The following is a 12,028-nucleotide window of genomic DNA, read 5'->3' as shown; positions in this document are numbered from 1 at the left end:
TTCGAAGCCATGGCCCGTCCTAGCGCGCCTCCGCCAGCCCAGCAAGTTCGCTTGCTAAATCCGACCGGGTTTGGCCTATTAGCCGCCAGATATGCTTTCGGAGTGACCGCGATGGTTCCCTTTTTCGTCCAGATCAAATGCAAGCTCGGCCAATCCTATGTGGTCGCCAATGCGCTTGCCGAAGCCGAGATCGCCTCCGAGATCTATTCCACGGCCGGTCAATACGACCTGCTTGTGAAGTTCTACGTCGACAACGACACCGATATCGGCCACTTCGTCAACGAGAAGGTGCAGGTGCTGCCCGGGATCCAGGACACCCTCACCATCATCACCTTCAAGGCGTTTGGCGCGAGTTGACCGTCCGGAAAGGGCGGCCCTGATCAGGCGCCGCCCTCCTTGCGCTTGGGGCGCGGCGGACCGGCCACCGGCGGCAGCGATTTGAGATAGTCCGCCATCGCCGTGAGATCGTCGTCCGGCAATTGCGAGGTGTTCTTGATCACCCGCGTCATCGCGCCGCCGACGCTGTCGCCGTCGGGCAATTCGCCGGTCTTCAGGAAATAGGCAATATCCTTCGCGCTCCACTCGCCAAGGCCCTTCTGGGTGATGTTGGGGACCCATCCCTCGCCTTCCGGATTGGGGCCACCGGCGAAGCGTTGTCCGGCGATGATGCCGCCAAGCGCATTGCGCGGGCTGTGGCATTCCGCGCAATGGCCAAAACTGTTGACGAGATAGGCGCCGCGATTCCACTGCGGCGACTTCGCGCTGTCGGTCACGAAGGGCTTGCCGTCCAGAAATAAGAATTTCCAGATGCCGACGTTGCGGCGGATGTTGAACGGAAAGCGCACGTCGTGGTCGCGCACCTTGCCTGCAACGGCCGGCAGCGTTTTCAGGTACGCAAAGAGATCGAGCACGTCCTCGCGCCTGGCGTGCTGATAGGACGTGTAGGGAAAGGCCGGAAAGTAATGCCGTTCGTCCGGCGAGACCCCGTGCATCACCGCGTTGACGAATTCGGCCTCGCTCCATTTGCCGATGCCGTCGGTCGGATCGGAGGAGATGTTCGGCGCGTAGAACGTTCCGAACGGCGACTTGATCGCAACGCCGCCGCCGAGCCTGAGACGATCGGGCTGGTCGGGAACGGCATGGCATGAGGCGCAGCCGCCGGCGTTGAACATCACCTGGCCATTGGCAGGGTCAGGGGCGCGGGCCGGCGCGGTGCCGGCGGCCGCCACCACCGGCGCGCTGAGCCACCAATAGACGCCGGCTGCGGCGAGTGCGGCGAGCAGCGCCACGGAGATTGTTCGTCGCAACATGCGGTCCTTTCGTCGTCGCAGCGAAGCTTATGATCGATGTCCTCGCGGCTCCAGCCACGAAGAATTTAGCCCAAGGCGGTCTGAAACGGGAATAAACTGAAATGCCGGCTGTTGGAAGTTTGGCAGCCCAAACGGGTTCAGCAGGGAGAAAAATCATGAACAAGATCGTCATCGCCATGTCAGTGCTTGGCGCTGTTGCTTTTGCGGGTTCGGCCAGCGCGGAAAAGCTGAAAGCAACGCTCGACGCCAAGTCGGAAGTCCCGGCAACGACCAGCAGCGGCACCGGAACGGCCGATCTGGACTACGACGCCGCCAGCAAGAAGCTGTCCTGGAAGGTCACCTATTCCGGCCTGTCCGGCCCTGCCACCGCCGCGCATTTCCACGGACCCGCCGAGCCCGGCAAGAACGCCGGCGTTGCGATCCCGATCCCCGGCGCTGCCACCAGCCCGGCCGAGGGCTCGGCGACACTGACCGACGCGCAGGCGGCCGATCTGCTCGGCGGCAAACTCTACGTCAACATCCACACGGCGGCCAATCCGGGCGGCGAGATCCGCGGCCAGGTGATGAAGTAACCTTCGCACAGACCAGCAAAAAGGGCGGCTGCCATCGCAAGCCGCCCTTTTCGATTCCGCGTACGCTGGCGCAGGCGTCACACCTCAGGTTCGGCTGCGTTCAGCGCCTGCGCGAGGTCGGCGATCAAATCCGACGGGTGTTCGATGCCGATTGACAGCCGGATCGTGGAATCGAGCACGCCGATCTTCCGGCGGATGTCGGCGGGTACGCCGGAGTGGGTCATAGTGGCAGGCAGGCTCGCAAGCGACTCCGTTCCACCGAGGCTCACCGCCAGCTTGAGGATCTGCAGCGCGTTGAGGAATTTCATGGCCGCGGCCTTGCCGCCGACGATGTCAAACGAGAACGTGGATCCCGCCCCCGAGCATTGCCGCGCGAACACACGTCCGTCCGGTGACGCCGCCTCGTGATGACCCAGATAGTGCACCTTGGCCACTTTGGGATGATCACGCAGATAGTCCGCCACGAGGCGCGCATTCGCATCCGCCTTTTCCATGCGCAGGCTCAGCGTCTCGAGCGACCGGTTGATCATCCAGCAGGAATGCGGATCGAGCTGGGTGCCGATGGCGCCCCGCAGCGCCTTGATGCCTTTCATGACCGCCTTCGCGCCGAGCGCGGCGCCCGCGATCAGATCGGAATGACCGCCGACATATTTCGTGAGCGAGTACAGGGAAATATCGGCGCCGTGCTCGATCGGCCGCTGAAACACCGGCCCGAGCAGCGTATTGTCGCAGGCGATGATCGGAACGTGGCCTTGGGTCTTTCCGATGGTCTCGGCGACGCGCCGCATCATCGCGATGTCGACCAGCCCGTTGGTCGGGTTGGCCGGAGTTTCGATCAGGATCATCGAAACCCTTCCCTTGCGCATGGCCTCCTCCGCCGCCTGACCGACCACGGCTTCGTCGACGCCATCGGCGAAGCCGACGGCGCCGATCGACAGACGCGCAAGCGTATTCGTCAGCAGGGTTTCCGTGCCGCCATAGAGCGGCTGCGAGTGCAGAATGACATCGCCGGGGCGGACGAACGCCAGGATCGTGGTTGCGATGGCCGCCATGCCCGATGAGAACAGCGCGCAGCTCTCGGTGCGCTCGCAGATCGCGAGCCTGTCCTCGACGATTTCGCTGTTGGGGTGATTGAAGCGCGAATAGACCAGGCCGGCGCCCATCCCTTCCGGCGGCTCGCGCCGGCCAGAGACGAAATCAAAGAAGTCCTGCCCGTCCTCGGCCGTCTTGAACACGAAGGTCGAGGTCAGGAACACCGGTGGCTTGACCGCGCCTTCCGACAATTGCGGATCATAGCCATAGGTCAGCATCAGCGTTTCGGGATGCAGCATATGGTTGCCGATGTGCGTCTTCGACGGGAACGGTTTTACCATGGCTTGTCTCGCTGTTGCTGATTGAGGTGCTCGCCGCAGGTTGGAACTCCTGATGTCGTGACGTAGTCAGAAGCGAGATGCGTCAGCGTCAAAAGCTCACGCCAATGCCGCGGCGGCTGGAGCAAAGATAGCTGCTCCGGCAGCGATCCGTCAGGCCTTGCGAACAGAATTTCCAGCGGTGACACGCGACGCAATAAAAGGGCGGCTGCTTTCGCAGGCCGCCCTTCTTGATTCCAGTAGCCCGGATGGAGCGAAGCGCAATCCGGGCTACGATTTTTGCCTCAACCGTTCTTCACGCGAAACGTTTCGTGGCAGCCGCCGCATTCCTTGCCGACCGCGGGGAAATTCGCCTTGAGCGAGTCGAGATCCTTGATCTTGCCCTTCGCCTCACCAACGACCTTGGCGAAGCTCGCGACCTTGGCATCGAACCCGGCCTTGTCCTCCCACACTTTCGGCGAGGCGCTGTAGTCGCCCTCGGGCTTCATGCCCTTGGCGCTCGCCGGAAACAGGTTCGGCAGCTTCTTGGCGGTGTCTTCGAACTGCGCCAGTGCGCTGTCCACCGTGGCCTGATCGTAGGGCTTCTCGCCCTTGACGATCGCCGCCACCGCGCCGGCGTTCTTGCCGTTGCCCTTCATCAGCATCTGGACCTCCTTGACGGAGTCCTGTTGTGCCCAAACCGCGCCCATACCGAGCAGGAGCGCGCCCCCAACCACCAACACTCGCTTCATTCGCAGAATCCTTTTCCTTAATGCAGGATCGTGCTGACCCCTCAATGGGGCCAACACCGCTTGGCAGATTTCATTCCCTGAAAAATTGTCACAGGCTGTGACGGCGATGGTGCTCGTTGACGGCAATCCACACCCGCTCCGGGGTCGCCGGCATGTCGATGTGGTCGATCTTGTATTCGCGCCAGAGGCCGTCGACGATGGCATTGACGACGGCCGGGCAGGACCCGATCGCACCAGCTTCCCCCGCGCCCTTCACCCCCAGCGGATTGGTCTTGCAGGGAACGTTGGCCGTCTCGAACACGAAGTCCGGCCCGTCCGCTGCGCGCGGCAGCGCATAATCCATGAAGGTCGCGGTGACGAGCTGGCCGTCGCCCGCGCCATAGACCGCCTGCTCCATCAACGCCTGCCCGATGCCCTGCATGGCACCGCCATGGACCTGGCCGGCCAGCAGCAGCGGATTGAGCGTCATGCCGAAATCGTCGACGATCACGTAGTTGACGATTTTGATCATGCCGGTGGCCGGATCGATCTCGACCTCCGCGACATGGGTGCCGTTCGGATAAGTGCCGTCGGCGCTGGCGAAGGTCGCGCTCGCATTGAGCTTCGACGGATCGACGCCGGGACGCTTGGCCAGATCGGCGAACGAGATCGAACGGTCGGTGCCGGCGATGCGCACCAGGCCATCGGTAATCTCGAGGTCGCCGGCGCTGGCTTCCAGCGCCTGCGCCGCGATCTCCTTGAGCCGCGCGCCAAGTTCGCGGGTCGCACGCTCGACGCTGACACCGCCTGACGGGATCGAAGCCGAACCGCCGGTGCCGAGACCGGAGGCGATCATGTCGGTGTCGCCCTGGTGGACGTGCACGCGCTCGGGTGCCACGCCGAATTGCTCGGCAACGATCTGCGCATAGGCGGTCTGATGGCCCTGCCCGCTCGACTGGGTGCCGATCAGGACAGTAATATCGCCATTGGGGTCCATCCGCACATTGGCGGTCTCCTCGCCCATGGTGCCGCAGACCTCGACATAGCTCGCAAGTCCGATGCCGCGGATCAGACCGTTCTTCTTGGCCGCCTTGGCGCGCTTGCCAAACTCCTTCCACTCGGCGATCTCCATCGCGCGCTTCAGATGCGCGGCGAAGTCGCCGGAATCGTAGACCTTGCCGGTCGCGGTCTTGTAGGGCAGCGCCTTCGGCTGAATGAAATTCTTGCGGCGGATGGCATCCGGCGTCATGTCGAGTTTTCGCGCGCAGGCGTCCACCAGACGCTCGATGACGTAAGCAGCCTCGGGCCGCCCCGCGCCGCGATAGGCATCGACCGGCACGCTGTTGGTGAAGATGGTACGCACCCGGCAGTGGAACGCCTGGATGTCGTAGAGGCCCGGCAGCATGCCGGCGCCGCCATGCGGGATATAGGGCCCGAAGGTCGACAGATACGCGCCCATGTCACCCATCAGGTCGCAATCCATCGCGAGGAACTTGCCGTCCTCGGCCAGCGCCATCTTCGCGGTGGTGACGTTGTCGCGGCCCTGCGCGTCACCCATGAAATGCTCGGTGCGGTCGGCCGCCCATTTCACCGCCTTCTTCAGCTTTCGCGCGGCGACGGCCAGGAGGGCATATTCCCGATAGGGAAACAGCTTGGTGCCGAAGCCGCCGCCGACGTCAGGGCAGATCACCCGCATCTTGTCGGTCGGGATGTTGAGCACGTTCTGGCAGAGGATATCGCGCAGCCGATGGCTGCCCTGGCTGCCGACCGTCAGCGTCAGATGGTCGCGCTTGGCGTCATATTCGCACACCGCCGCGCGCGTTTCCATGAAGTTCGCGACGACGCGCGGATTGACGATCGAGATCTCGGCCACCGCATGCGCCTTGGCAAAAGCCGCTTCGGTCGCTTTCTTGTCGCCGATCGAGACATCGAACAGCACGTTGCCGGGCTTGTCCGGCCAGACCAAGGCTGCGCCCTTCTTCACGGCGTTGACGACGCCGGTCACGGCCGGCAACGGGCTCCATTTGACGTCGATCGCCTCGATCGCGTCGCGGGCCTGGTCGATGGTCTCAGCCACGACGAAGGCGATGGAATCGCCGACATGGCGCACCTCGTCCTTGGCGAGGATCGGATAAGGCGGCCCGGTGAAGGGATCGGTCTCGAGATTGAACAGGCAGGGCAGATTGCCGAGATCCCCAACGTTATCGGCGGTCAGGATCAGCGCGACGCCGGGAAGGGTTCGGGCGCGGCTCGCATCGATGGTGTATTTGGCATGCGCATGCGGCGAGCGCAGCATCAGGCAGCGCAAAGCGGCCTGCGGCGCATAATCGTCGGTATAGCGGCCCTTGCCGCGGATGAGCGCGTCATCCTCCTTGCGCAACACGCTTTGGCCAACGCCGAACTTGATGGGAGCCGCCATTTTCTCGTCCCGTTTCTCATGGTTGTTTTGCCGGCATATTGCCGTGGAAAAACTGGCAAGGCAAACGGGTTTAGCCATGAGAAAACCGTCCACCGCCCTCACATGTCGGAGCAGGATGGAACGGAAGAGCCGCAACTCGGTCATTTCGCTGTGAAGATCGGTCCGCTTGATGGCATGATAGTTGCCGAACCTACCCCGCAGTGCACGCCTGAGAACAAGCAGCCGTGCTGACGGTTGCTTGTTCACAAAGCGCATGTCTGCTTTGGATGACTAATCATTTACATCGCCCCGCGGCTCCATAGATCCGCGGCGCGATCCCTCAACCTATCGATAGTTCGTTCAGGCGAGATGTAGTCGACCTCGCCACGGGTCAAGCCTGTCCATCAGCTCCCTGTCACTCAGGTCCTGCAAGGCGATTTGTGGGCGCTGCCGCCAGCGCCACTCCTGAAGCGCACGCCAGTATTGCGCGAGCAAACCTGGGACGCTCCACGCTGATGCGAGCTCGAGGGGAAGCCCCTCGGCCTCGGATGTGATGTTCGTCTGTTGGGGTGGCATCGGACGCTCCTGCTGTTGTGCCGGCAGGGAAGCGTGGCCAAACAAAAGGCCCCGTCCGATGCCGGCGGGGCCTGGTGAAAAGATGTCGTCGTCGAATTCTAGCGCGCGACTCCTTCCACAGCCCAGCCGAAGCGGGTCATGTGGTTGCGGTTGAGTTTGCGCGACGATTTGATCATGAGACGCCAATACCACAGCCACTGCGCGATATCAAGGGATGTATGGTCGTCCGTCACATCCTGGGGGCGAGCACCTTACTCTGGCGCTTTCTTCCCCCTTAAACGGTCTTCACGACTTCTTCTGCTTCGCTTCCACGTATCGTGCGAAGTTGTCGAGGATTGCCTGCCAACCGCCTTGCTGCTGCTCGACCGAATGCGTCGATTCGCCATCGAAGACCACGCGGACGAGAATGCCCTTCGGGCCGGGCACAAACTCGACTTCGGCTTTTCGCTCGCCGAACGCGTATTCGATCCGCTTGTGCTCGATGATTTTCGTGTAGGTACCGGCGAAGTCAAAGCCCATGCTGCCGTCCTTGGCCTCCATGCGCGATGAGAAGACACCGCCTTCTCGCAGGTCGACGGTCGCCTTGGTCGTATGCCAATCGTCGGACGCGGCGTTCCACTTCATGATGTCGGCCGGCGTCGTATATGCGCGCCAGACCTGATCGATGGGGGCTGCTACGTTGGTTTCGACGGTGATCCTCATAAACAGTGCTCCTGGTTCGATTTTTGCCGGCTCGAGATGACGGCATCACGTCAATTGTGCGGGGTCCATCCGCCGCACTTCCGAGATGTGTCCATCCAAGGACGATCGAGACTGGCCCGTGCCGACAAGGTCGAGCCGTCAATGCGTTGAAAATATGAAAAAGCTAACCCCGCACCAGCGAGACCAGCCAGCGGCGGCCGAACAGCGCAAGGATGGCGAGCCCATAGACAATCGTGCCCCCGACGGCCAGCAGAAGCAGCGTCAATTCGTCCCGGAAGTGCATCGAGCCCAACGAAGGACCGCCGAAGCGCGCGATGAGCCAGAAGGCGGCGGCCAGGATGATCCCGGTCAGCAGGAATTTGGCGAGCGACAACAACCAGGCGCGGTCCGGCACGAGAAAGCCTCGCCGCACCGCGAAGAACAGCACCATCAGCAGGTTGGTCCAGACGCCGACGGCAGTGGCGAGCGCTAGGCCGATCTGGGCGAGCGATCCCATCAAGGCGACCTTGAGGGCAACGTTGACCGCGATGCCGGTCAGCGACGCCCGCACCGGCGTCGCCGTGTCCTTGCGCGCATAGAAGGTTGCAACCGCGCTACGGATCAGCACGAAAGGAATGAGGCCGATGGCATAGGCCGCGAGCGTTGCGCCTGCGGCGGCGGCATCGGCTTTCGAGAACGCACCGCGGGCGAACAGCGCGCGCATGATCGCGTCGGGCACGGTGAGGAAGGCGGCGACAAACGGCACCGAGAACAGCAGCGTGAAATCGAACGCACGGCGCTGCGCCTTCATCGCACCGTCATGGTCGTTGGCCGTGATCCGCCGCGACATCTCCGGCAGCAGCACCGTGCCGATGGCAATGCCGATCACGCCGATCGGGAGCTGGTTGAGACGGTCGGCATAATACAGCGCCGACAGCGCGCCCGCCGGCAGGAAAGTCGCGATGATGGTGTCGGCAAACAGCGCGAGCTGCGTGCCCATAGAGCCCAGCGTCGCCGGCCCGAGTGCCCTAAAGAATGCGCGGACGTCTTCGTCAAGCTTGAGCGGCGCAAAGCGCGGCAGGCCGCCATGGCGGGCGAGATCGCCGGCGAGCAGGACATATTGCAGGAAGCCCGAGATCAGGACGCCCCAGGCGGCGGCGTGGCCCGCGCTGGGAAACCAGGCGGCGAGCGCCAGCGTCATCATCATCGAGATGTTGAGGAAGATCGACGCGGCTGCGGCGCTGGCGAAGCGCTGCATCACGTTGAGCATGCCGCCATAGAGCGTCACCAGCGTGATCAGCAGCAGATAGGGAAAAGTAATCCGGGTCAGCTCGATCGCGAGCTTGCGCTGCTCGGCGTCCTCGCTAAAGCCGGGGGCCAAAATGCTCATGGCCTGCGGCATGAACAGCCAGGCGACGATCAGCAGCACCACCTGCGAGGCCAGCAGCAGCGTGAAGATGCGGTCGGCGAACAATCTTGCCGCCCCCTCCCCGCGCTCGCCATGGACATGCGCATAGGCCGGCACCCAGGCGGCGTTGAACGCCCCCTCGGCAAAGATCGCACGGAAATGGTTGGGCAGCCGCAGCGCCACGAAAAAGGCGTCGGCCACGGGGCCGGCACCGAGAATCGCCGCGAGCATGATGTCGCGGGCAAACCCCGTCAGCCGCGAGAGCAGCGTGTAGCCACCAACCGTGAAGATACGTCCGAGCATGCGTCTGTTTTAGAGGCTTATCGAACAGAGGTCGATTGCATCTTGCGAATGCGCATTGCTGTGCCCTCTCCCCTTGTGGGAGAGGGCAGCGCCGCAAGTAGACGCAAACTCATTGGGGTGAGGGGTCTCTCCCCGCGCATTCCGGGCGGAGAGAGACCCCTCACCCGTCTCGCCGCTTTGCGGCGAGCCACCCTCTCCCACAAGGGGAGAGGGCAAGAACAGCGAAATCAGGCTGAAAGCGCACCGCGCACGGCCGCGATGATTCGCTCCTGATCGGCTTCGGTCAGATAGGCATGCATCGGCAGGCTGATGACGTCCTGCGACAGGCTCTCGCAGCCTGGCAGGCCGCCCTCGGCGACCGGGTACTGCTTGTAGGCGGTCTGCTGATGCATCGACTTGCCGTAATAGATCGCCGTCGGCACGCCCTGAGCCTTCAGCGCGGCGGCAAAGCCGTCGCGGTCGGTGCCCTCAGGGAGGCGGATCGTGTACTGCGCCCAGACCGACGTATTGCCGGGAGCCACGCGCGGCACGGTAACCACATTGCTGAGACCGCGCGCGTAGCGCTCGGCGACCTTGTTGCGGGCAACGATCTCGTCGTCGAAGATCTTCAGCTTCTCGAGCAGGATCGCGGCCTGCATGGTGTCGAGCCGGCCGGTCAGGCCGAGGCGGACGTTGTCGTATTTATCGACGCCCTGCCCGTGCACGCGGATGCTGCGCAGCGTCGCCGCGAGCTCATCGTCGTCGGTGAAGATCGCACCGCCGTCACCGAAGCAGCCGAGCGGCTTTGCGGGAAAGAAGCTGGTCGCGGTGGCGAGTGCCAAGGTGCCGAGCTTGCGGCCCTTGTAGCTCGCGCCAAAACCCTGCGCGGCGTCGTCGAGCACGAACAGGCCTTCGGCCTTGGCGATCTCGGCGATGGCGTCGTGATCGGCCGGCTGGCCGAACAAATCGACCGGAATGATCGCGACCGGCTTGAGGCCGGCCTTGCGGGCTGTCGCGATGCCGCGCTTGAGCGATTCCGGGCTCATGTTGAAGGTGGCTTCGTCGACGTCGACATAAACCGGCGTCGCGCCGGTCCGCGCCACCGGCGACGCGGTCGCGATGAAGGTGAAGGACGGGCACAGCACGGCGTCGCCCGGCCCGACATTCTTCGCCATCATCACCATCAGGATCGCATCGGTGCCGCTGGCGCAGCCGATGACGTGCTTGGCGCCGCAATAAGCCGCAAGCTGCTCCTCGAGCTCGGCGACTTCAGGGCCGTTGACGAACTGGCAATGATCGAGAACCCGCTTCACGGCGGCATCGAGCGAGTCGCCGAGCCGGCGGCGCTGCGAGGCGACGTCGATGAAGGGAATGGGTTCGGAACGCAGATGCTGGTTCATGGCCTGGTTCTTGGCGCCTTCTTGGCTGGTCGGCATGGATGAGGAATCAGCCGGCGACGCGGCGCGGACCCTTGCGGGCAGACGACGATGCTGCGGGGCGGGACGGCGTTTCCAGGCACTGCGTCGCGATCTCGAGGCTGGCGACGCCTTCATCGCCCGTAACGGCCGGCGTCTCGCCATGACGCACGGCCTTGAGGAACGCGATCAGCTCGGCGCGGAGCGGCTCGTCATGGCCGACCGGCAGATGCCGCATCGAATAGCTGCCGTCAGGCTTGAAGCCAAAACATTCGGTGACCTGGCGCGTCAAGAGATCGCCCATCACGTATTTGCCGCGGGTCGCGACCGTGACGCTGCGTGCCTTGAACGGCGTCAGCCAGTTGGTGTTGATGTGCGCGAGCACGCCATTGGCGGTGCGGAACTGCAAGAGCGCGATGTCCTCGCGCTCGGCGACCGCACTCGACAATTGCGGCTGCACCTCGACGATGTCGGACTCGGTGAACCAGCGGATCAGATCGATGTCGTGCACGGCAAGATCGATGACGACGCCGACATTGGACATGCGCGGCGGGAACGGGCCGACGCGCGTGATCGCGATCGACAGAATATCCTCGCCCGCGATCGCCTGCTTGACGGCGGCGACCGCCGGATTGAAGCGCTCGACATGGCCGACCATCAGCGTCACGCCGGCCTTTTGCGCAGCCGTGACGATCTCGCGGCCTTCGGCGACCGTGGACGCAATCGGCTTCTCGACCAGCACGTGGATGTTCTTGGCGATGCAGGCGAGCGAGACCTCGTGATGCAGATGAGTCGGCGCCGCGATGGTGACCGCATCGACGCCTTCGGCCAGCAGTTGGTCGAGCGTCTCGAAGCTCGCGCAATTGGCAAGCTCCATCGCCCGCGTGCGATGTGCCGGCGAAGGATCGACGACGCCGACGAGGCTGACGCCGGGAAGACCCGCGAGCACGCGCGCGTGGTTGCTGCCCATCACACCGGCGCCAATGACGCCGACGCGCAAGCCGGCCTTTGCCGGTGCAGATCCTGTGGAACTCATTTGAGCAAACCCCGATTCAACGCAAATCCCCGAGGCGCTTCTAGCACGGCCGCCACATTTGTGGCGAATGCGGAGCTAGCGGTCCGGACACGATTTGATTCAAACAGTTACACGTTCCCCGGGCTTAAGCCTCTGAAAGAGACCACTCTTTTGGCCCGGGTCGCGTGATTCGGAGTGTGCTGGTTACGACCTTTGATAGTCGTCTTCAATCCGGATGATGTCGTCTTCCCCGAGATAACTTCCAGTCTGGACCTCGATCAGCTCCAGCAT

Annotated in this window: 11 protein-coding genes; 2 read left to right on the top strand and 9 right to left on the bottom strand. The window is 63.5% G+C overall.

The window, feature by feature from the left end:
- Positions 1-111: 111 nt before the first annotated feature.
- Positions 112-357: an Lrp/AsnC ligand binding domain-containing protein gene (locus AC0L27_RS33710; protein ID WP_007602021.1), complete on the top strand. Its 246-nt coding sequence runs from the start codon at positions 112-114 to the stop codon at positions 355-357.
- Positions 358-380: 23 nt separating this feature from the next.
- Here AC0L27_RS33710 and AC0L27_RS33705 read toward each other — a convergent pair whose 3' ends face one another.
- Positions 381-1,310 (bottom strand): c-type cytochrome, encoded by a 930-nt coding sequence (locus tag AC0L27_RS33705; protein ID WP_473322009.1) that lies wholly within the window; start codon positions 1,308-1,310, stop codon positions 381-383.
- 155 nt (positions 1,311-1,465) lie between these two features.
- Between AC0L27_RS33705 and AC0L27_RS33700 the strand changes: the two genes are divergently transcribed.
- Positions 1,466-1,882: a CHRD domain-containing protein gene (locus AC0L27_RS33700; RefSeq protein WP_275169947.1), complete on the top strand. Its 417-nt coding sequence runs from the start codon at positions 1,466-1,468 to the stop codon at positions 1,880-1,882.
- 77 nt (positions 1,883-1,959) lie between these two features.
- Here the strand turns inward: AC0L27_RS33700 and AC0L27_RS33695 are convergent, their stop codons facing one another.
- The 8 genes from AC0L27_RS33695 to AC0L27_RS33660 form a co-directional block, all read right to left on the bottom strand.
- On the bottom strand, positions 1,960-3,255 hold the full coding sequence (locus tag AC0L27_RS33695; RefSeq protein WP_473322006.1) for a cystathionine gamma-synthase family protein: 1,296 nt from the start codon (positions 3,253-3,255) through the stop codon (positions 1,960-1,962).
- Positions 3,256-3,536: 281 nt separating this feature from the next.
- Positions 3,537-3,983 carry a c-type cytochrome gene (locus AC0L27_RS33690; RefSeq protein ID WP_473322004.1) on the bottom strand — a complete coding sequence of 149 codons (447 nt, stop codon included), beginning with the start codon at positions 3,981-3,983 and terminating at the stop codon, positions 3,537-3,539.
- Between the two features lie 88 nt (positions 3,984-4,071).
- Positions 4,072-6,381, bottom strand: coding sequence for a xanthine dehydrogenase family protein molybdopterin-binding subunit (locus AC0L27_RS33685; RefSeq protein ID WP_473322002.1), 2,310 nt, complete (start codon positions 6,379-6,381; stop codon positions 4,072-4,074).
- 840 nt (positions 6,382-7,221) lie between these two features.
- Positions 7,222-7,638: an SRPBCC family protein gene (locus AC0L27_RS33680; RefSeq protein ID WP_354208378.1), complete on the bottom strand. Its 417-nt coding sequence runs from the start codon at positions 7,636-7,638 to the stop codon at positions 7,222-7,224.
- A gap of 163 nt (positions 7,639-7,801) precedes the next feature.
- Positions 7,802-9,328 (bottom strand): murein biosynthesis integral membrane protein MurJ, encoded by a 1,527-nt coding sequence (gene murJ / locus AC0L27_RS33675; protein WP_473322000.1) that lies wholly within the window; start codon positions 9,326-9,328, stop codon positions 7,802-7,804.
- Between the two features lie 227 nt (positions 9,329-9,555).
- Entirely contained in the window at positions 9,556-10,743 is a 1,188-nt protein-coding gene (locus AC0L27_RS33670) for a DegT/DnrJ/EryC1/StrS family aminotransferase (RefSeq protein WP_473321997.1), read from the bottom strand.
- Between the two features lie 10 nt (positions 10,744-10,753).
- A complete protein-coding gene (locus tag AC0L27_RS33665; protein WP_275169940.1) occupies positions 10,754-11,758 on the bottom strand; it encodes a Gfo/Idh/MocA family protein in 1,005 nt (334 codons plus the stop codon).
- Positions 11,759-11,941: 183 nt separating this feature from the next.
- Positions 11,942-12,028 (bottom strand): hypothetical protein (locus tag AC0L27_RS33660; RefSeq protein ID WP_473256104.1); only part of this gene is annotated, 87 nt, incomplete at its 5' end.

It is taken from the genome of Bradyrhizobium sp. Ken51 (assembly GCF_055807435.1).
The sequence above is the reverse complement of the archived record's forward strand: the minus strand, read 5'-3'. Positions and strand labels throughout refer to the sequence as shown.